Below are 20,660 nucleotides of genomic sequence, written 5' to 3' on the forward strand. Positions count from 1 at the left end.
TGTTAATCGAATACATAAGCCAAGGTTTCTAGAAAAGAAGCCGTAGGTTGGTTAAAGATCTAACAATCTTGCAAGGTCGTCTGAAATACATTTTCAGGCAACCTGAAACAGAAGGAACAAACCCTCTTGGACAACAACTTGCTAATGAATTAAATACTATAGTTAAAGCACTAAATGAATATCTTTGGTTTTCAAGTAACGTGAAATTAACACCTTTAATATCATGTAAAAAACATCCAGAAAGAAATGAAAAAATGACTAACTTCATATCAACAGGTAGTACTTATTGGATTTCAGATGAAGAAATTCATATTCTCGAAGAGAACGCCACTAATGGAGATAAAAATTCAGCATTCAAATTATATCAATACCATATGTTTGTATCTTTAGATCAAGATTTGGAATTTAAATGGCTAGAGATAGCGGCAAAAAATGGACATCCAATTGCCCAATCCAATTTAGCTGATTTATTTTTTACACAAGGCAATAAAGAAAAAGCCATATTTTGGGCTAAAAAGGCACATAGAAATGGTGCCAAACTACCAGAAGTAGCCTCGCAGTCAAACCAAAATGAATCACATGACTAATATTGCTCAATTTAAAGTGAAACCAGGAACAACTATTCTTGAAGGTAAAGCTATACCTCAAGGTTTTGGGTTGCATGGCGGACAAACACAAAAATATAATAATGACTTAGAAAGGTTAATAAGACAATGGATCAGGAGCAATTTATAAAAAAGATTAATATAGTTTTAGTCGAAATTGATAAAATGATTAATAATTGTGATGAATATAGTTATACAAATAAACAGCAGTTGATTTCTATAAAAAATGAACTATATGACATGATTAATTGTCTAAATTCAGAAAGTATTTTTCAACAAAAAAAAGGAAAAGAATTTTTATTGTCTCGGATAGTAATTGATTCTTGGCCATTTAATAATGAAGTTGGTAAACTCCTTGTAGAAATAGAAGAAGATTTCAATTCTTTGACAAGAAAAAATATAAAAATGTCTAAGTTAAAAGTTTTGAATGAAACTCCTTTAGACTTTCAAGAAAATTTTTTGTTTGACAAATGGGAAGTCAGTTACATTGATTTGATGGAAGTTAATCAAGGTTCTCCCCTAGTTGGAAGTCTGTCCATTAACAGTCAAGTTATTATTCAAGAACAGGGTTTTGGAGGGCCTTTGTTGTATTTCAATAGAAAAATATATATTCCAGTTTTCATTAGACGATTTTTGGTTGTTGGATTTAGGCTTGCAATATTAAATTTAGATGATTTATCCATTGAGTATATTGGTGGTATCGAAGACTTGGTTTATCTGAAAGAGATAAAAGATAATAGAATTTATTTCTATACAGACATATATAAAAGCACAGAAAAGAATTTAACTTTATATTAAATATCTCAAGAATATGCTCTGCAAAGCATGGATAAAGCAATCGATGTGAATTAGAGGGCGATTTAAGACATTCGCATTGTTTCCTTTCCAAGACCGGAAGGCAAGCACCGCCATGACCTGTCACCTCATAAGCCTCAGAGAGTAACCCCCTGCTCATCCCTAGCTCCGCACACATCGAAACGCACTCTCTCCCGTGCTGTTGAAGCAAAAAATAAAATCTATTGATTCAAAGCGTCTCGTTGGCTTAAAAAAGCCCTCGGGGACTCTATAGTGTGAATAGTAAAGAGAAAGCAACCAATGCGAAATAGAGCCACAAGAGAATTTATTCTCCTGTGGCTCTTTGAGGCTTGGTAGGATTGAGACCTAGGCTCAATCCGGTGCCTTTACTATCATCACTATGAAGATGTCCCCAGAGGGCGATTTAAGACAACGTCTTAACTTTCATTTTCATTGAATCAATAGATTTTATTACAATTCTCTTCGTCCTTCGATGGCACGGAAGAGAGTCATTTCGTCTGCGTATTCGATGTCGCTTCCGACCGCTAGCCCATGAGCCAGACGCGTTACTTTAATGCCAGCTGGCTTAATAAGACGTGACAAGTACATGGCAGTCGCTTCGCCTTCCGCTGTCGCATTAGTCGCGATGATAACCTCTTGGACTTCCGGATCCTGCAACCTCGTAATCAACGACGTAATATTAATATCATCCGGCCCCGTCCCTTCCATCGGAGACAACACCCCGTGAAGCACATGATAGAGCCCTTTATATTCCTTCATCCGCTCCATACTCATCACATCTCGGGCATCTTCCACCACAAGAATCTTCGTACGGTCACGCGTAGTATCCGAACAAATTTCGCACGGATCTTCTTGCGTCACATTTCCACAAACGGAACACATATGCAGGTCACGCTTGCAGCTGATGAGCGAATTCGCAAAATTTAAGACGTCTTCTTCACGCATATCCATGCAGAAGAAGGCAAGTCGTGCAGCCGTCTTCGCACCAATTCCCGGCAGCTTCATAAAGCTATCCATCAATCGTGCAATCGGTTCTGGATAATGCATGCTCAAACCTCCAATCGATTAAAATCCTGGGATGTTTAATCCTTTCGTGAACTGACCCATTGTTTGGTCGTTGGCTTTTTCTGCTTGCGTTAACGCATCATTTGTCGCCATTAACACTAAGTCTTGTAATAATTCTACATCATCTGGATCCACCGCTTCTGGTTTGATTTCCACGTTTAAGACTTGGCGTTTCCCGTTCACAGTCACTTTTACTAAATCACTTTGAGAAGTTCCTGTGTATTCTGTTTGGTTTAACTCTTCTTGAGCTTGCGCCATTTGTTTTTGCAATTTTTGCATTTGTTTCATCATGCCTTGCATATTTCCCATTCCACGCATATTTAATTCCTCCGTATCTATTCTTCGATTTGCACGATGTCTTCCCCGAAGAGTTCAATCGTGTCGTTTACTTTTTGTTCAAATGCTTGTTCTTCTGGTGTGAGGGAATCTTCCACGGCCGGTTCTTCCGTCACGATGGAAACAGCTTCCTCTTCTTGGTTCTTCTTGCGTTCTTGTAAGAAATCCGCACGAATTTGTGGCCATTGATGTTGTGTTACTGCCACGAACGTCCCACTGTAGCCACCAAGGCGTTCCAGATGTTCTTGGATGACCTCACGGAATCCTGGTCTTGTTTCTGAAATGTCACACAAGTGGTCGTACGCAAATCCGAGGACGAATCCATTTGGCCCCGCCGCATTCACCGTTGATTGGCTCAACAGCGCTTGTTCTTGCGGGTTCAAGCAACTGAGTAAGTCGCCCCACAAGTCGCGTACCTTCAACAAGTCTTCGCGAGTCGCTTCCGTCAAGATTTTTTGGATGGCCATCGTGTTTGGCTTAAAGGCCGCACGCGTTGGTCTTGGCGCCTGCGTTTTTGGTGCTTGTTGAACTTGAGGAGCGCCGCCTTGCAACAACGCGTTCATTTGCTGCTGCATTTGCGCGATTTGTTGTTGCAGTTGTTGCACTTCTTCGCTACTTGGCATTGCGGGTGCACCAGAACTTGTTCTTGGCGTCAATGTGTATGGTTGCGCCATTTTAATCGTCAACACTTCCAGCGAAATCGTTGGTTTTGTCGTGAAGCGCATTTCTTGTTGCGTTTGGTTTAACGCCTCTACAAAGCGGTATAAGAATTCTGGTTCCACTTCGTCTTTGAACTGAAGGAATCGCTCGCTACGACCGATTGCCTCGCCACTTTGTTTCGCGATGAGGAGGTCTCTAGCAAATTCCAACCATTCTTCTACTAAACGGCTGGCTTCTTTCCCGATTTTGAAGAGCTGTTGTAATTTTTCAAGGGCTTCTTCAGCCTTTGTTTCTTGTAAGTCTTTCACGAAATCAATCATCAAGTCGTCTGTCAGACTTCCCGACACTTGAATCGCTTCGTCTAGCGTCACCTTGCCGTCGCCAAATGAAATCATCTGGTCGAGCAGACTCAAGGCGTCACGCATTCCTCCGTTGGCACATCTTGCCACCACGCTTAAGGCATCCGGTTCGTATTCGATTCCTTCTTGGTCTAGAATATACGCCAAGCGGTCGATAATTTCTTGCGACGTAATGCGTCTAAAGTCAAAACGTTGCGTACGCGAAATAATCGTCGCTGGAATCTTATGCGGTTCCGTTGTTGCGAGAATGAAGATGACCTTTTGAGGCGGTTCTTCTAAGGTTTTTAACAGTGCGTTGAAGGCTCCTGTTGAGAGCATATGCACTTCGTCGATAATATAAATTTTGTATTCGGCTTGCGTTGGTGCATAACGCGCCTTGTCACGAATATCACGGATTTCTTCGACACCATTGTTGCTGGCAGCATCGATTTCGATGACATCGCCAATCGTTCCGTTCGTGATGCCTTTACAGATCTCACATTCGTTACATGGCTCGCCGTTTGTTTGATTTGGACAGTTAATGGCCTTTGCAAACACCTTCGCGGCACTCGTTTTCCCTGTCCCACGAGGTCCTGTAAATAAGTAAGCATGACTCGTTTTGTGATTGCTAATCGCGTTCTTCAATGTATGCGTGACCGCACTTTGCCCGACCATATCATCGAACGTTTGAGGACGCCATTTTCGATATAATGCTTGATAAGCCATTTTACTTCCCTGCCTTTTTCAAAATTTTACAGTTCTATTCTAGTATAGATTTGCTAAAAATTCTACTGCCAAATTCGTTTCATCGGTGCTTTCGAATTCTTGATAAAGCGGCTCTCTTTGCCTGCTCGAGTGATGAGTGAGAGCTGGTGTTTTGCACGTGTACATGTGGTGTACAACATCATTTGTTCTTTCATCGTATGGTACGCTTCGTCTGTCGCGTTCCAAATGATGACTTCGTCGAACTCCATCCCTTTGGCCACTTGAATCGTCGTTAACACGAAGCGGCTGCCCAGCGACTCGCTGCTATCTTCCAGAAGCGCAATGTCATCTTGGTCGAGCTGTTGGTACAACGCTTTGGCTTCGTCCATCGTACGGCAAAGAATCGCTGTCGTATGGTAGCCTTTTGGACTTTCTTCTAGTAACGTGTTTAAGCGCGCCATTTCTTGGCCTTCTTGCTCTAAGTATACCGCTACTTCTGCTCCTGAACGTGGGAACACATTTTTATCCAGCGGCCAGTTTAAAATCCCGTTTGCAAAACGTGAAATTTGCGCCGTACAACGGTAACTAATCGCTAAGTTGCGGTGCGTTAACGTGCGGTTTGCAAAAATCAAGTCCACGAGTTCTGGGTGTCGTTTTTCCAATGTGAAAATCGTTGTAGCCGTTGAGAACGATTGGAAGGTATCTCCCACTACTGTGAATTTCGCACGGAAATAATAGTTGGATAATGTTCCAAGCCATAAGAGTGACACGTCTTGCACTTCGTCGATGAAGAGGTGGCTGAAGCCTGTATAGTCACGAACTGGCGTCACGCGTGTTGCGACATATTGCAACAGACGGATTCCTTCTGCAGTGACTTGCATGCGGCTGCCTTCAATCTTCTTCAATGGAAGTGGCGCGTTGTCCGTCTTACCAAGTTCTTGGCGACGAATTTTGGCTTCGGGCATCCATTTCACCACAAGAGCGGCAATATCCACGAATGCGAACATTTCCACTTGTTGCGTTACCTCTTGTACTTCCTTCTCGAACACTTTTTGTCCAAGCGCTTGGTAGTACTCTGTCTCGCTCTTTGTCTCCACGTCTTTCATCAACACTTCGATTTGCATCGCGTTCATTGATTCATAGACCGCTTTTGCCTTTTCAGACATAAAGAACTTCGTGAGACGGCGTTTCAACGTACGCTCGAGCACGGTTTGCATTTGCGTTAATTGTTGTTGCAACGGCAGTGCTGTATTCACGCTTTCGACGAGTTTTTGATAGTCTTTCATCGTAAATACGGCTTGTCCTTTAATCCCGATGGCACGGTATGGTAAATCTTTCGCCGATAAGCCTTCTATATTGCGGTGTACAAGCGCAATCCACTCGCTGTCTGTTAAATACACTTTGCGCGTTGGGACTTGGCTTAGCGCCGTTGTTTTATGCAAATACATTTTGCGATAAAGCTCGATGGTATGTTGCGCTAATGTTTGTTGGTACAACTCACTTCCCGTTAAGCTTGGAATTACGTGTGAAACGTATTTTGCAAATAATTGGTTACGCGACAACAGGAGCATATCGCTCATACGCTTGTCTTTTGCTTGGTACATCAAGTACGCAATGCGTTGTAGTAAAATCGTTGTCTTCCCACTTCCGGCACATCCATTCACGATGAACCAGTCTTTTGGATTTAAACGAATAATTTCATTTTGTTCTTTTTGAATCGTCGCCGTGATTCCTTCTAGGTGTCCGTCACGGTTTGTTGGTGCGCTTAAGGCATCCATCAATAATGATTCTTCATTTTCAATGTCATAAACAGATTTTAATTCACCCTTACGGATGACGATATCGCGTTTTAAGAAGGCCTGAGCTTTCTCGAAGCCATTTGGTGTTTCGTATTGAAGCTCTCCTAATGTTCCTTCGTAAAATAGGCTTGCGATTGGAGCTCGCCAGTCATACACTTGCACATTGTCGTCTTCGTCAAAGAAAGTTGCAGGTCCGATGTACATCTTCTCAACTCTCTCGTCTTTTTCAAATTGAACGTCAATTCTTCCAAAGTATGGAGATTCCAATTGGTTTTCTAATTGTTGCACTCCATACTGAATGGTATCTTGTCTAGCGATATCCAGGTCGCGTTCTTGCAATCGGTTTTTCTCGATCGCCACTTTTTGTTCCATTAAGTCTTGCACGATTTCTAAGTGCTGCACTTCTTCTTGGAAACTCTGATTTTTCATGCGACTATTCTCCCTCCACTGGATACTCTTTTCATAAAAACAGGCTGAACCGTTGGTCCAGCCTGATTCTTCTTCTATGTACATACAGCACATAGCGAACGTTACTTATAGCTGCTTCCTTCCGGACCTGACTCGATTCATAAGTTCGCTATTGCCATACGGCCTAACGGCACGTACTATTATACAAAACTTCTCCTCGAAAAGCAAGCAGATTTTGCTTGAAAAAGAAATAAACCAAACCGCTCCACATAGAGAGTGCGGATGGGGCTATCCCATGGGGGTTGGTGGTAGGAATTAGAGGGGTGCTCCACAGTTATTTTCTCTTTTTTAAGGCCACCCTTTCGGGTGTTGATTTCTTCGAATGCTTGCGGATTTCTTCATAGTAGCTGTAACGTTGCACCGGTTCGAGCCTCTTTGAGTCTCTCGCCTTTAAAGCCTCAAAGGAGGTGTACGGAATGAATTCCTACACCTCCTAATTCGCATTTAATGCGTAACACGTTACTGCTACTATAGAATCCGCAAGATTCTCCGAAATCAACGTGAAGAGAGTATATGTCTGCTCCCTACCGCCAACGATGGGGTTTCGTGCTTCTCTATGTGATGTTTCTTTTTCAAGAGAATCTGCTTTGTTTTCTAAAGTGAATACGTGCCGAGGGATGGCAAAAGAGACACTAAAAAAGATAGTCTCTCCCGAAGGAAAAACTATCTAAGATGTTCGCTTGTGCTTACTGGTTGCGATCTTCTTTATTTTTCATGTTTTACTCACGAATTTGCTCTACTTTTTTGGTACAATTCTTTGCAGCGTATCTAATGTTTCGCAACTCTACTATAACGGATTTATTCCTTTTTGTGTTTACACAACCTATTTTACACTACCGTTGGGCAATATTTTATTTCATTTTATTATTTGCATATTCAATACGTTTTGTAAATACATTAATCCACATATCACCACCATAGAGAGGTTGAATATTTTTTAAGAATGTTTGGCAGATATCTATCTCTTTTTTATAATCTTTCAATCCACGATAGTTCTTAGCAATTCTTTCATAAAGAGGAGCATGAAAATCCACATAATTGTTTTCTAATAAAGGCAAGAGAAGCTTATTAGAATCATCGTATTTCTTTTTTTTACTTAACTCTTCTCCTTTTTGAAATATTTGGTAACACTCATCTCTCTTTTTATTGATTTCTAGATTGTTCTTTATAAGTATTCCTTGTTCGTATTCACCTGTTTGTACAAGCCACTCAGAGTATTCTTTCAAAAATTGATTATGTCTTTCACGATTACATTGCTTTTCTTCATCTGTTGTCCATCCGTTTTTATGTAGTTCAATATAATTACGATGTTTATTAATTGTGTCAGTACCAAGTTTTGTAACAATAAAATCCTCACTAACTAATTGTAAATTAATTAGTTTTTTTACGCTATCTATTGGAGAAGTAATACCATAGTTTCTTGAAAGATGAATTGGATAAGAATTAAAGTCACTCCCAAATCTACTTATAACCCAGAGGAATATTAAGTCAGAAATAGTTAGTTTAGTTCCAGGTATTAGTTCACCAGCCCAAGGTAGTACATCATCAAATAAGGGACTATCCATCTCCTTTAATTCTTTTCCAAATATTAAATAAGGTTGTTGATGTGGGAAGGGAGAAGAGGTTTTTTTAAGAAAAAAATTATGAATATTTTTAATAATGCCCATGTGTTGTCTCCTTGCTCATAAATAATGGATAAATATCCTAATTTCCACTTAGTGTGTACTTCTTTGAAATAAATTATCCAATTTTACGATATGATTTACTTTATTATAGCAAATAAAATTTATATTACTTAATGAATTTAGAATACTGTCAATAATTTTGTGTAAACACTCAAGTAGAGTTACGGAGTGTTACTCAAATATGCTTTCAAGTGTGTCAGAACATTGTCCAAACCCTTTATGGATTCGTTGACTTTGCTTGAAATTATAATCTTCAAACAAAGTAACTAAGTAATGTTCGCTTATGCTTACCGGTTGCGAGCTTCTTTATTTTTCTTAGCTTCCTCTGCTAGGTACATGATTGGGAGAAGGATAAAGATAAAATTGCTTGTGAGTATAGGGATCAATAATGGGCCTGTAAACAGGTTTAAAACCAGGTGTAGGACAAGGGCTAATGCATTGACGATAAGCGCTACAATCATTAGGTCTTTTGTAAGCTGCTTTGTGTCTTGCTTTTTGATTTTGATTTTGATTTTCATGTGAATCGCTCCTTAACTGTTTTGCTTGTCTTTATTAAACCACTTTAAGGAGTTGTACAATAGACACTTTTGTCATTGCTTTGGATTACTAAAGTCATGGTTGGATTGATTTCGAAGGACTGCTATCTATGAAGAAATCCGCAAAGTTCCGCAGAAATCAACCATTAAAAAAACAGCAAACCAAATTGATTTGCTGTTTGTTCTCTAAAATAATTTATGCTTTGGATGGTTTAGATAAGAAGAATAGGTAAAGTCCAAAGGCTAATTTAATAAAGGCATCGATATAGGCGATAGTCACGAGAGAGCTTTGAGGAGAAAGGTATCCGACCGCTGCATTGATCACGCATGCCAATCCTAGGAAAATCATTGATTTCCCATGAACGAAGTAGTACGGGAAGAAATGAATTCCTGTTGCAAGGAGCGCGCCTAACCAAATGAGTCTCCAGTTTTCTGTTTCGAAGAATGGGCCACCTAATAACACTAATAAGATAAATAAAAGAATTACTGAGTATAAGGACACTTTTCGTTGGAAAGGTGTTGAAGTACCATCCGAAAACTTATGAAGGACTTTTTTATTTAGATTGATAGAAAAGAAGCTCACCATATAGCCGATACTGAAGACCTGCATATTAATGATTTGTTCTCCACCGACAACTGTCGCAAGTGCAATCACGAATGCGACTGCGATGAGCCATAAGCCACACGCCTTTTTGTAGTTGAATTCTAATGTTTCTCCTTTGTTATAACCTAAAAATGACATACGTATTCCTCCAGTTAACTTTGAAACTTTTAACGACATCCTCTATTCTACTCCTGTAAATATCGGATTTCAATCCGTTACACTTTTGTCGTCGCTTTGCATTTCTAAAGTCATAATTGTATCGATTTTGAAGGAACTGCGGATTCTATAATAGCAGTAACGTGTTCCGTAGAAATCAAAAAAGCACAGCCTCGCAATCGAAGCTGTGCTTGTCATTATTATAATAATGCTGTTAAAGCAGATGCTAGACCGAAGAAGATTCCTGGTGCGTTTGCAGCTGCTAGCGGGATATCACGGTCTGGCTTGAAGAGTCCATAGTACACCCATAATGAGCAGTTCAATGCGGCAACGAGTGGTTGAATGAAGTCTCCTTTGTTTCCGGCTAAGTTATTCATAATTTGCGGAATATAAGCTACATACATCGCCACAGACATACATGTTGCGATCCAACCTAAGACTTGTGTTTGTTTTTCTGATAATTTCATACTATCTGCTCCATTCCTTTTTCGAACTATGTAAAATAATATATAAAAAGAAAATGTTTTTCAAGAGTAGATAACCGTTTACAAGTATAAGTTTGTGTTAAGAATATTAAAAAGCACAGCCCCTATTCGGAAAGCTGTGCTTGTTTTCGTTGTTTATTGCGTTCGCGGAGGCCTTTGAAGAAGGTCTGCAAAATCTCTTTGCATTCGTCTTCCAAGATGCCTTGCTCGACTTCGACTTGATGGTTGAACCGCTCGTCTTGAAGCAGATTCATAAAGGTGCCTGCTGTCCCAGCTTTCGGGTCAAAAGCGCCGAATGTCACCTTTTTGAGACGCGCGAGAATCATCGCTCCGCTACACATCGGACAAGGTTCCAGCGTGACGAAGAGTTCGCAGTCTTCGAGTCGCCAGCTTCCAAGGTGCTGGTTTGCTTGGCGAATCGCTTTGATTTCAGCGTGAAGGGTGGCGTCTTGTTCTTTTTCGCGTAAGTTATGTCCACGACCGATGATTTCACCGTTCAGTACGACAACCGCCCCGATTGGCACTTCCGCTTGGTCGTAGGCTTTCTGTGCTTCCTTCAACGCTTCCCTCATAAAGAATTCTTTTTCCTGAAGTTCCATGTTCTTACTGATAGACGCGCTTGGTCACGACTAGACTGTGCGGTCTCTCAAACTCCTTATCTAAGTAATCTTGATACGTCCCTGGGGAAATAAATCCTCGGGCGCTTAAAATATCGGTTCCTGCTGTTCCGACAATTGTGTCTGCTAGCAATACGCAGTTAGTACTCATGACAAAATACGTCTTGAATTTTGAAGAGGTAAATTTATACAAGAGTGCATCTGCTTCTTGTTTGAGCTTGTAGGCATACATCGGTTCTTCTTTGTCGATTCCAGGACGCTTCGGTTTCACCATTTGCGGCGGATCCCAAGGCACTGTCAGCGACATCAGTTTGGCGATTTCCTTATCGACAGCTGCGAGTTGTTCCGGAGACAAGGCGAGACCATATCCCAGTAAGGTCTTATGGTTTTCGCGTTTACAAAATTCAATGTATTTTTCACGGTCGGCACTAAAAAGAACCCCATCCCCCATCGCTCCAAAGAGTCGCTCTGAATTCGTATCGTAGTTTCCGAATGAAATAATGCGTCCCTTGTAACACAGGTCGACATGCCCGATTGCCCCAAATCCGTCTTTTGTGACGTGAATAAACATTTCTAAGTTTGGTTCGGCATTTTCTTTAGAACGGTCGTAAATTTCTGAAGCCGTTTCGCCTTCTCCAAGTTCCAACGCATCATTGATTTTCTGCAAGGTTACGCGAGGGATCAGTGCAGCAAACACGAGCGGCATCCCTCGACGCAAGCGTCTGCGAAGGACTTTCTTTCCAACTTCGGCCTCAAAGAACCAGCCGTCTCGAATATTGGTAATCCCAAGCCCGATGAAATAAAGCGCAAGGAAGAACATTTGCAAGTTGCCGTCGCCCCCAATCGCAATTAAAGTGGCTATCCCGACAACTGAAAGCCAAATGGTATCAATAAGCAAGCGGAATCGCGGACGGATGCCGTCTTTGACATAAATATAGTACGTCACACCACTAATTCCCGCGTTCATCACTTCATTGAGCCCCATCAAGATACTGACAATCGCAATCGGAAGCGAGATAAAAAATTGATTTCCTGCTAAAAATCCGTAAAGGAAAAATTTAGCAACATTCAGCCATAATGGATCTTTTGCCGCCGCCTTACTAAACCAACGGAACAAGAAATTCCATAGTTCACGAGCCCATAAGAATGTTAAAAACAGACGTAACATCAATTCTGGGAAGCTTGGTCCGTAGATTAGGAGCAACACCCCAGCAATAAGGAATGCAATCCCTTCAATTAGGAGCTTTTTCCCTGTAATCCCTAGTTCACTAATTTTCTTCATCAATAATACCTCCTACAGCTACCACTGAAGCAGCTTGTTCATGTTTCTCCACCCATTCTTTCACGAAACGGTAAATCACGGCAAAAATTGGTATGAAGAAAATCATTCCTACTAAACCAAAGAGATTTCCACCGATTAACGCCGCAGCAAGGGTCAGAACGGTTGGTAATCCTACTGAACTTCCGACAACCATCGGATAGACGACATTTCCTTCCACTATTTGAACGATCATAAAGACGACAAGTGAAATGAGTGCTTGAATTGGGCTTTCTGTAAAGGTGAAAAGCATTCCAATTCCGCACGCCATAAACGGCCCGATATACGGAATGAATGAGAGTACTCCGGACAGCACCCCAACAAGTCCTGCATATGGCAACCCTACAAGAGAGTATCCAGCAAAAATCATAACCCCAACGATTCCCGCCTCGATGATTTGACTCATCAAGAAACGGTCATACGTATCCACGATGACTTCCCCAACATAAGTAATGTGCTCGATTTTATCTTTTGGCAAGACCACATTAAGAATGCGAAGCGTTAAACGTGCGAGCATTTCCTTACTTGCGAGAATATTAATCATGAAGAAAATCCCCACAATTACAGAGAACACATTTGAGAAGAGCCCTGAAATATTCGTTGTAAATCCGCCAAGGAATGTAATGACAGACGATACGATATTGCTTTGACTTAGTGAGTCGGTAATCTGACTCACTTCACTGGATTGCATTAATTTTGAATGTTGTACAAAATCCGCAACCACGAATAGTAAGTGATTTACACTATCGCCCAGTTGTGACACGGTTTTAGCAATCATCGGCGCAATAATCCAAATCAACAGCGAAATAATCAGAAGCAGAATCACAATAATGCTCAGGATTGCGACACTTCTACGCAGCTTTTGCGGGAAGTTTATCTTCTCCAACACTTGTTCAATTCGCTTCATTGGCACGTTTAAAACAAATGCCAAAATCATCCCTAAAATAAGCGGGAACATCATCCCAATAAATTCGGAAATCCATGTGAGGATGGCGCTAAAATTCAAGACGACAAGTAACGAAACAGCCGCCAGAGCAATCATCACTGCCCAATCTTTTCTAATCTTATCCATACTATAATTCCTTTTTTAATTGTTCTAAGAGCGCATTGCATCCCAATATCACATCACGGTACGTCGCGTCAAAGTCTCCTGTATACCACGGATCGGCAATATCGCGCGGCACTCCTGCCACTTCTAACAAGCGAGCCACCGTCGCATCCGATTTTCCATCGACAAAAGCGTGAATATTACGCACATTCGACGCATCCATTCCAAGAATGTAGTCTGCGTCCAGGTCCGTCGCATCCAACGTCCGTGACACAAGCCCTTTTGCGGAAATGCCGTGCTCCTCGAGTTTCTTCCGAGTGCCGTGATGCACCGGATTCCCATGCTCCCACGTACTTGTCGCAGCGGAATCAATCGTAATTTTATCTTCCAATCCTTCTTCATGAACCATTTTTCTAAATACAGCTTCTGCCATCGGCGAACGACAAATGTTGCCCAGGCAGACGAACACAACCTTCATGACCGTCCCTCGCTTTCCATTCTTTCCCTTCACTATAACATACGAGCCACCCCCTTCGCAAAAAAATGTCTGTGTGGTGTTATAGCTTACTCGAACGAACTAAATTTTCTAAAATATCCCCTGTAGAAAACAAAGACAAGATTCCTTCAAATCCTTGCGGATTTTTTTATAATCGCTGTAATGGGGCACCGGCTTGAGCCTACGTCTCAAGCACTTTCGAGATTCAAACGGACTCTAAAAGAGTCCGTAATTCACTTCGAATGCTATCCCCTATTACTGCGATTATAAAATCCGCATGATTTTCCGTAATCTTGTCTGCACTCTTTATTTATTTTTTAGGCAGCAAAAACATTTTTCTCAATTTCTACTGCTTCTAAAATCTCACTTTCAGCGATTGGCATTCTCTTAGAAAGCAAATGCTCTATTTCACCCTCAATAAAATCTCTAGCGAACTTTCTACTATCTTTTTTACGAATCATATCTTTTAAAAATTTTTCGATTTTCTCGTTAAAAATCAACCACTGTAATTCTTCAAATTCATTTTCTGATAATGTCATTACCATAACTAAATCAATATATTCCTCTTTTAAGATACCAAACATTTTAACATTGTCATCTTCAATGAAGCAATCCATTATTTTCTTTACACCAATACCGCCAACAACAGCACCTACCATAGCACCGATTGGGCCTCCAGCTGATCCAGCAATGGCTCCTCCAATCATTCCACCTCCAGCAACTACCATATTTTTGAAAAATTGTTCCTTTGAAATCCTTCCTGAAAGTACTCTGAATAAATCAGGACCCACAACTACCATAATAGTAAGAGCTGTCCCTGTTTTCATCGCAACTTGATTTGCTTTAAAATTTAACCCAAATACCGTATTAATTTTAGCTGTAAAAATCTTACTTACTTGTTGCGAGACCGTATAAATAGATGTTCCTATTATCAAAACTTTAACTCCAGATTTAGTTGCTATTTTTGCAGCTTCTTGTGTGCTTTTTCCACTCCATTTTGCATTTGCAAAAACAATTATAAAGCTAAGCGTCACCCCTGGAATACTATGAATTGCGCCATCTATAGCATCGTATTTTATAGAAGTAAGATTACCCCCTTTTGCAATTAATTTAGATTCTCCGTAGGTAACATTTCCTTTTCGAATAATGTTCTTTGCATCAGAAGGATTTTTAACACCACGTACTTTCCCATCTCTAATTTTTTCCTGCATTATTTTTACACATTCATCGTACTGGTCTTTAGGAACTTCCAATTGCATCCCTTCATAACGATACATCCCTCCATCAGCATTTGAGTCAAATGCCGAGTTAACGGTACTTCTTGCATTAAAATGATATTTTGTTTGTATATTTTGATTGCCGACGATACGATCTGCACCGTTCGGAGCGTTGTTTTGACCAACTTGTTTAACTTCTTGAAAAGGATGTTTTAACACATCAACTACATTATTAGCATACTCTGCAGCATGACCATGTCCTTGTGGGGCACTGACAATAGAATTCATTTGGATTTTTTTAAAATATTCATTCATCGTCAAAAGAAACGAAGATAGAAATCCAATTTTTGTACCATTAGAGATTGTTTTGTCTGTTATATTCCAACGACCTATTTCAATCAATCTTTTGTTAAGTTTTTCCAATTCCACATCATTAGTATATCCTGATGAAATTATCTTTCTAAATTCTCCAACGCTATTATGTAAACAATTATTTGAGTGAAGCTTTTTAATCACTCCATACGGATAATAAAAAATCAAATCTCCATCCGGATCTATTTCAACTTTCCACAGCGTTGCAAAAGGATAGAACTGAACATTAGCGGTTTCTCTTTCCTTTATCTGAATTTTCTCAAAAAGCCCGTATTGAGTTAATAACAAACCATATTCTTTAAACTCTTCCAGCTTTTTACTTTTGATTGGTGAATATCCAAAATACTCAAATTCAGCATTTTGAAAATTCTTATGAAAAGCTTTTTCTGACGAAACAAACCATTGGGCTCGACCATAGGGAATAGATTCACCATGAAATTCAAAGCTGTTTATCGAGATTTGCCTCAAGCTTTCTCTAATACTCTCTTCGCTATGGTTATGAATATCTTTCATTTTCCGTTTCCATATCAAATACTCTGGAATCGTTTTTAGATTCCCCCAATAAATACTAATAAATATTATTGTTAACAAGACTGATATTACCCAAAAAGCTTCCATTTTCTATCTCCTTTTTCCTTAACCTACTTCACACACGCTTCTACCACTACAGTTAAAAAAATTATATCAGAATTTTCAGCTTACTTTCAATATCAACTGTTATTCTTTTCACATTTTTGTTTTACTTACTTTACTCGAAGATTTGGCAAAATCCATTTGAAATAAGGTCCAAAGGGCGAAGAATAAACGGAAGACCAAGGGATTCCATAGTAGCAACAATAAGGGAGTGCAACCAATGTGAATTACTGACTCTGGAAATTTATTTCCTAGAGTCAGTTTGAAGCTTGGTAGGAACTGAGACTACAGGCTCAGTCCGGTACCCTTATTGTAGCAACTATAGAGACATCCCTTCGGTCTGGAGTTTATTCGTAAGCCCTTTGGGCTACCTCCTTTTCAAATGGATTTTGCGTCCTTCGAAAACAAAAAATGGTGGACAGCCGTCCACCATTTTTTCTATTCCACTGTAACTGATTTGGCAAGGTTACGCGGTTTATCCACGTCTAACCCTTTACCTAGAGAAGTGTAGTACGCAATTAATTGTGTTACCACTACGGATACTAATGGTACTAATAAAATTGGTACCGCTGGAACGACGAAATCATCGCCTTCTTGCTCAACGCCTTCCATCGCGATTGTTGTTACAACTGCGCCACGAGCTTTCACTTCTTGGATATTTCCACGAGTGTGACTCGCAACAACAGGTTCACTTAACAATGCGATTACTGGAGTTCCTTCTTCAATAAGAGCAATTGTTCCGTGTTTTAATTCCCCTGCGGCAAAACTTTCAGTTTGCACGTATGAGATTTCTTTTAATTTCAACGCTGCTTCCATCGCTACATAGTAATCTAAGTGACGACCGATGTAGAAAGCATTGCGAGTTTCTAATAAGCGCTCTTTGACTAAATCTTGAACGGCTTGTTTGTCAGATAATACTCCTTCAATTGAAGCTGCCACAACACCTAATTCGTGTTTCATATCAAATGGAGCCACTAACCCTTTAGCTGCACGAAGCGCATCCGAAACTACTGCCATTACAGTAATTTGAGCAGTGTATGCTTTTGTAGATGCTACGGCAATTTCTGGACCTGCATGTAATAATAATGTATAAGTTGCTTCACGAGATAATGTAGAGCCTTTCACGTTTGTGATTGTTAATGATGGGTAGTTTTGTTCATTTACTTTTACTAACGCTTGACGGCTGTCTGCAGTTTCTCCACTTTGTGATAAGAAAATGAAGAATGGTTTTTGTGATAATAATGGTTGATGATAAGCAAATTCACTTGCAAGATGAACTTCTACAGGGATTCCTGCTAATTGTTCAAATAACTCTTTACCAACCCAACCTGCATTATAACTTGTTCCACAAGCTACGATATAAATGCGATCACTTGCTAAAATGCTGTCTAAAATTTCTTTATCAACTGTTAATTGACCATTTTCATCTTGATAGTTTTGGATGATTTTACGAAGAACAACTGGTTGTTCATCCATTTCTTTAAGCATGTAGTGAGCGTAAGCCCCTTTTTCTAAATCATCTGCATCTAATTCTGCGATAAATGGTGCACGTTCTACTGGTTTGCCATCAATTGTTTCAATTTCTACAGAGTCTGCAGTTAATGTGATTAACTCTTCATCTTTAATTTCGATGTAACGGTCTGTTTCAGCGATTGTTGCCATTGCGTCTGAACAGATCACGTTGAAGCCTTCGCCAACCCCTACTAATAATGGGCTCTTATGTTTTGCTGCGTAAAGAACGCCTGGTTTTTCGCTGTCTAATAAACCGAAAGCAAATGATCCGCGGATTTCTTTCAATGCGCGACGGAACGCTTCTTTCCCTGATAAGTTTTCTTTATTGGCAAAGTATTCTACTAAGTTTACGGCAACTTCTGTATCTGTTTGAGATTTGAAATCAACGTCACTTAAGAATTCTTTTTTCAATTCGTCATAGTTTTCAATTACGCCGTTGTGCACTAATGTGAAACGACCTGATTGTGATTGGTGAGGGTGAGCGTTGTTTTCAGTTGCTGGTCCGTGTGTTGCCCAACGAGTATGCCCAATCCCTGCAAATGCTGGAATTTCTTCATCCACTGCATCACGAAGATTTTGAATACGTCCAACACGTTTCACTAATTGTGTTGATCCATCTTCGTCCATAATAAATAATCCTGCTGAGTCATATCCACGATACTCAAGTTTTTCTAATCCGTTTAATACTACTGTTTGGATTTTTCCGTGTCCAATACATCCTACGATTCCGCACATAATTTTTAACTCCTTTTATCAGAGGTCCTTTTCAGTCCTCTTCTTATTGTAATTTTAATTATGTTTCTGGTGCTGTTTCAATTTTGTCATTTCCTTGCAAAAATGGTTTGTATGAAACTGTAGACTGCACTGCCTTGAGTCATCCGCCGAGTGTTTCGATAAACTCATTCCTCGTCACCTGTTTTTCAAACAGGCCTGGCGCTATCCTTGTCGCTTCCTTTCAAAGCTTTCATAAATTTTCAGAAACATGTATATCATAACCGATGACCACCCAAAAAAACAACTAATTTTCCTTTTTCCTAACCTTTTCCAAACCAAACCTTAACCCTACCCCTCATAAAACCGCACCCTTATTGCATTTATAGACATCCATTCAGTAGGTACCACTTTCTAACACTTCAATAGTACAACTCCGTCCCCATTCCGAAACTTTTGTATATTTATCATCCAGCACACACTCTATTCTATCCTCTCCCCGCATTCAAAAAAAGACTACCACTTCGTCGTAAGTGGTGAAAGGCTCACATGCTGTTCTTTCCCTTCCCGGCTTAACTATTCAATTCAAAACCAGCGATTAAAGGCGATTGGCTGTCCTTTCCCCTCCCTGCCTCTCAAAGAGAATACCAGTTCGTCGTGAGTGGTGAAAGGCTCACATGATGTTCCTTTCCTTCTCGGCTTAACTATTCAATTCAAAAAAGCTATTAACCTGGTTTTGGATTCTATAATAGCAATAATAGCGAGTGTACTCGAAACGAATTACTGCCTCTGGGAATTTAATTCCCTAGAGGCAGTTTGAGAGTCGAGAGGAACTGAGACTACAGGCTCAGTCCGGTACAGCTATTATCGCTATTATGAAGATATCCAAAAACCTTCGGTTAATAGCTTTTGTTTTTTTATGATATTGAATAGTTTGGTGCTTCTTTAGTAATCTGAACATCATGCGGATGGCTTTCTCTTAGCCCCGCACCACTCATACGCACAAACTGTGTATTCTCGCGAAGCTCTTCTAAATTATGCGCCCCCACATACCCCATACCAGAGCGCAAACCTCCGACCATTTGGAAGATAATATCCGCGGCAGAACCTTTGTAAGCTACACGCCCTTCGATTCCTTCTGGCACGCGTTTGTTGGCTTCGTTTTTCGCTTGGAAGTAACGGTCGCCTGAACCATTTTCCATCGCTGCTAAGCTTCCCATTCCGCGGTATGTCTTGAAGCGACGTCCTTGGAAGATTTCGAATTCACCTGGAGATTCATCTGTCCCGGCAAGCATGCTTCCTAACATGACCACATGTCCACCCGCTGCGATAGCTTTGGCGATATCTCCTGAGTACTTAATCCCACCGTCTGCGATGATCGCTTTGCCAAATTCTTTCGCCACCGTTGCGGCATCGTAAATCGCTGTGATTTGCGGAACACCTACACCGGCAACGACACGAGTTGTACAGATAGAACCTGGCCCGATTCCGACTTTTACAACGTCCACGCCTACTTCGAATAAGGCACGTGTTCCTTCCCCTGTCGCTACGTTTCCGGCAATCAATGTTGCATCTGGGAATGTTTCGCGAATTTCTTTAATTTTGCGGATTACGCCGGCACTATGACCATGCGCAGTGTCGATCACGATGGCGTCCGCACCTGCGTCTAGCAATGCTTTTGCACGTTCGAATGTATCTGAAGTAATACCAACCGCTGCGGCCACGAGTAAACGTCCGTGTTCGTCTTTAGCGGCATTCGGGAATTCAATCACTTTCTCGATGTCTTTAATCGTAATCAAACCAGCGAGGCAGCCTTTGTCGTCTACTAAAGGAAGTTTTTCGATTTTATGTTTTTGAAGAATCGCTTCGGCATCTTTGAGGGAAGTTCCAACTGGAGCTGTTACGAGGTCTTCTTTTGTCATCACTTCGTCAATGGAAATCGAATAATCTGAGATGAAACGTAAGTCACGGTTTGTCAAAATCCCAACGAGGTAACGTGTTTCTAAGTCGTCTACGATTGGGACACCGCTAATACGGTATTTTGCCATGAGGTCTTCGGCATCTTGTACTTTATGGGAAGGTGTTAAGAAAAATGGATTGATGATAACGCCACTTTCTGAACGTTTTACTTTATGAACTTCTTCTGCTTGTTCTGCAATAGACATGTTTTTATGAATGACGCCTAATCCACCTTGACGCGCAATCGCAATCGCCATTGTTGAATCAGTAACGGTATCCATACTTGCACTCATTAAAGGAATATTGAGACGAATGTTTTTAGCTAATTGCACGCGTAAATCCACGTCATTTGGCAAGACATGACTCTCCGCTGGAATTAGTAAAACATCATCGAACGTGTATCCTTCTTTTTGAAATTTTGTTTCCCATTTTGACATAGCACAAACCTCCAGTGATTGAATTTATTACCGAATAATATACCACTTTTAAAAGAAAAAGCAAGCTTTTGTATAGAAAAAC

The 20,660-nt window shown here is 40.5% G+C and carries 18 protein-coding genes and 1 other RNA gene; 3 read left to right on the forward strand and 16 right to left on the reverse strand.

What is annotated here, in order from left to right:
* The first annotated feature begins 47 nt into the window (after positions 1-47).
* Genes O3798_RS00150 through O3798_RS00160 form a run of 3 tightly spaced genes read left to right on the forward strand, consistent with a single transcriptional unit; the run spans position 48 to position 1,403 of the window.
* Positions 48-587: a tetratricopeptide repeat protein gene (locus O3798_RS00150; protein ID WP_371462367.1), complete on the forward strand. Its 540-nt coding sequence runs from the start codon at positions 48-50 to the stop codon at positions 585-587.
* Entirely contained in the window at positions 580-735 is a 156-nt protein-coding gene (locus O3798_RS00155) for a hypothetical protein (protein WP_371462369.1), read from the forward strand. The genes O3798_RS00150 and O3798_RS00155 overlap by 8 nt, the downstream gene beginning before the upstream one ends.
* Positions 714-1,403 (forward strand): hypothetical protein, encoded by a 690-nt coding sequence (locus tag O3798_RS00160; RefSeq protein ID WP_371462371.1) that lies wholly within the window; start codon positions 714-716, stop codon positions 1,401-1,403. The genes O3798_RS00155 and O3798_RS00160 overlap by 22 nt, the downstream gene beginning before the upstream one ends.
* Positions 1,404-1,871: 468 nt before the next feature.
* Here O3798_RS00160 and recR read toward each other — a convergent pair whose 3' ends face one another.
* From recR to guaB, 16 genes are all read right to left on the reverse strand, one after another.
* Complete coding sequence (gene recR, locus O3798_RS00165) at positions 1,872-2,468, reverse strand: recombination mediator RecR (protein WP_371462373.1); 597 nt, start codon at positions 2,466-2,468, stop codon at positions 1,872-1,874.
* 18 nt (positions 2,469-2,486) lie between these two features.
* The gene (locus O3798_RS00170) at positions 2,487-2,804 is read right to left on the reverse strand and encodes a YbaB/EbfC family nucleoid-associated protein (protein ID WP_048713938.1); all 318 of its coding nucleotides are present in this window, start codon (positions 2,802-2,804) and stop codon (positions 2,487-2,489) included.
* A 17-nt stretch (positions 2,805-2,821) separates the two neighbouring features.
* Entirely contained in the window at positions 2,822-4,546 is a 1,725-nt protein-coding gene (gene dnaX / locus O3798_RS00175) for a DNA polymerase III subunit gamma/tau (protein WP_371462374.1), read from the reverse strand.
* Between the two features lie 62 nt (positions 4,547-4,608).
* Complete coding sequence (locus tag O3798_RS00180) at positions 4,609-6,753, reverse strand: UvrD-helicase domain-containing protein (RefSeq protein WP_371462376.1); 2,145 nt, start codon at positions 6,751-6,753, stop codon at positions 4,609-4,611.
* A gap of 69 nt (positions 6,754-6,822) precedes the next feature.
* Positions 6,823-6,922, reverse strand: an RNA gene (gene ffs, locus O3798_RS00185) — signal recognition particle sRNA small type.
* A 721-nt stretch (positions 6,923-7,643) separates the two neighbouring features.
* Entirely contained in the window at positions 7,644-8,459 is an 816-nt protein-coding gene (locus O3798_RS00190) for a hypothetical protein (RefSeq protein WP_371462378.1), read from the reverse strand.
* A 305-nt stretch (positions 8,460-8,764) separates the two neighbouring features.
* The gene (locus O3798_RS00195) at positions 8,765-8,995 is read right to left on the reverse strand and encodes a hypothetical protein (protein ID WP_371462380.1); all 231 of its coding nucleotides are present in this window, start codon (positions 8,993-8,995) and stop codon (positions 8,765-8,767) included.
* Between the two features lie 214 nt (positions 8,996-9,209).
* Positions 9,210-9,755 (reverse strand): DUF6609 family protein, encoded by a 546-nt coding sequence (locus O3798_RS00200; RefSeq protein WP_371462382.1) that lies wholly within the window; start codon positions 9,753-9,755, stop codon positions 9,210-9,212.
* A 218-nt stretch (positions 9,756-9,973) separates the two neighbouring features.
* Positions 9,974-10,240, reverse strand: coding sequence for a SemiSWEET family transporter (locus O3798_RS00205; protein ID WP_048782409.1), 267 nt, complete (start codon positions 10,238-10,240; stop codon positions 9,974-9,976).
* A gap of 122 nt (positions 10,241-10,362) precedes the next feature.
* Positions 10,363-10,857, reverse strand: coding sequence for a tRNA adenosine(34) deaminase TadA (tadA, locus tag O3798_RS00210; RefSeq protein ID WP_371445411.1), 495 nt, complete (start codon positions 10,855-10,857; stop codon positions 10,363-10,365).
* 4 nt (positions 10,858-10,861) lie between these two features.
* Positions 10,862-12,157 (reverse strand): hypothetical protein, encoded by a 1,296-nt coding sequence (locus O3798_RS00215; RefSeq protein ID WP_371462384.1) that lies wholly within the window; start codon positions 12,155-12,157, stop codon positions 10,862-10,864.
* Positions 12,144-13,265 (reverse strand): AI-2E family transporter, encoded by a 1,122-nt coding sequence (locus O3798_RS00220; protein WP_371462386.1) that lies wholly within the window; start codon positions 13,263-13,265, stop codon positions 12,144-12,146. Before O3798_RS00220 ends, O3798_RS00215 begins: the two co-directional genes overlap by 14 nt.
* Before the next feature lies 1 nt (position 13,266).
* Positions 13,267-13,719, reverse strand: coding sequence for a low molecular weight protein-tyrosine-phosphatase (locus tag O3798_RS00225; RefSeq protein ID WP_263090157.1), 453 nt, complete (start codon positions 13,717-13,719; stop codon positions 13,267-13,269).
* 335 nt (positions 13,720-14,054) lie between these two features.
* Positions 14,055-15,944, reverse strand: coding sequence for an N-acetylmuramoyl-L-alanine amidase family protein (locus O3798_RS00230; protein ID WP_371462388.1), 1,890 nt, complete (start codon positions 15,942-15,944; stop codon positions 14,055-14,057).
* A 453-nt stretch (positions 15,945-16,397) separates the two neighbouring features.
* The gene (gene glmS / locus O3798_RS00235) at positions 16,398-18,206 is read right to left on the reverse strand and encodes a glutamine--fructose-6-phosphate transaminase (isomerizing) (RefSeq protein ID WP_371462390.1); all 1,809 of its coding nucleotides are present in this window, start codon (positions 18,204-18,206) and stop codon (positions 16,398-16,400) included.
* A gap of 893 nt (positions 18,207-19,099) precedes the next feature.
* Positions 19,100-20,578 carry an IMP dehydrogenase gene (gene guaB / locus O3798_RS00240; protein ID WP_371462392.1) on the reverse strand — a complete coding sequence of 493 codons (1,479 nt, stop codon included), beginning with the start codon at positions 20,576-20,578 and terminating at the stop codon, positions 19,100-19,102.
* Positions 20,579-20,660 lie beyond the last annotated feature (82 nt).

The sequence above is a fragment of the Granulicatella sp. 20925_1_45 genome, assembly GCF_041433555.1.
Lineage (GTDB): Bacteria > Bacillota > Bacilli > Lactobacillales > Aerococcaceae > Granulicatella.

Excerpts from the sequence above, each read along its gene's own strand:
- O3798_RS00155 (WP_371462369.1), top strand. The coding sequence starts at position 580 with ATGACTAATATTGCTCAATTTAAAGTGAAACCAGGAACAACTATTCTT.
- O3798_RS00160 (WP_371462371.1), top strand. The coding sequence starts at position 714 with ATGGATCAGGAGCAATTTATAAAAAAGATTAATATAGTTTTAGTCGAA.
- recR (WP_371462373.1), bottom strand. The coding sequence starts at position 2,468 with ATGCATTATCCAGAACCGATTGCACGATTGATGGATAGCTTTATGAAG.
- O3798_RS00170 (WP_048713938.1), bottom strand. The coding sequence starts at position 2,804 with ATGCGTGGAATGGGAAATATGCAAGGCATGATGAAACAAATGCAAAAA.
- dnaX (WP_371462374.1), bottom strand. The coding sequence starts at position 4,546 with ATGGCTTATCAAGCATTATATCGAAAATGGCGTCCTCAAACGTTCGAT.
- O3798_RS00180 (WP_371462376.1), bottom strand. The coding sequence starts at position 6,753 with ATGAAAAATCAGAGTTTCCAAGAAGAAGTGCAGCACTTAGAAATCGTG.
- O3798_RS00190 (WP_371462378.1), bottom strand. The coding sequence starts at position 8,459 with ATGGGCATTATTAAAAATATTCATAATTTTTTTCTTAAAAAAACCTCT.
- O3798_RS00195 (WP_371462380.1), bottom strand. The coding sequence starts at position 8,995 with ATGAAAATCAAAATCAAAATCAAAAAGCAAGACACAAAGCAGCTTACA.
- O3798_RS00200 (WP_371462382.1), bottom strand. The coding sequence starts at position 9,755 with ATGTCATTTTTAGGTTATAACAAAGGAGAAACATTAGAATTCAACTAC.
- O3798_RS00205 (WP_048782409.1), bottom strand. The coding sequence starts at position 10,240 with ATGAAATTATCAGAAAAACAAACACAAGTCTTAGGTTGGATCGCAACA.
- tadA (WP_371445411.1), bottom strand. The coding sequence starts at position 10,857 with ATGGAACTTCAGGAAAAAGAATTCTTTATGAGGGAAGCGTTGAAGGAA.
- O3798_RS00215 (WP_371462384.1), bottom strand. The coding sequence starts at position 12,157 with ATGAAGAAAATTAGTGAACTAGGGATTACAGGGAAAAAGCTCCTAATT.
- O3798_RS00220 (WP_371462386.1), bottom strand. The coding sequence starts at position 13,265 with ATGGATAAGATTAGAAAAGATTGGGCAGTGATGATTGCTCTGGCGGCT.
- O3798_RS00225 (WP_263090157.1), bottom strand. The coding sequence starts at position 13,719 with ATGAAGGTTGTGTTCGTCTGCCTGGGCAACATTTGTCGTTCGCCGATG.
- O3798_RS00230 (WP_371462388.1), bottom strand. The coding sequence starts at position 15,944 with ATGGAAGCTTTTTGGGTAATATCAGTCTTGTTAACAATAATATTTATT.
- glmS (WP_371462390.1), bottom strand. The coding sequence starts at position 18,206 with ATGTGCGGAATCGTAGGATGTATTGGACACGGAAAAATCCAAACAGTA.
- guaB (WP_371462392.1), bottom strand. The coding sequence starts at position 20,578 with ATGTCAAAATGGGAAACAAAATTTCAAAAAGAAGGATACACGTTCGAT.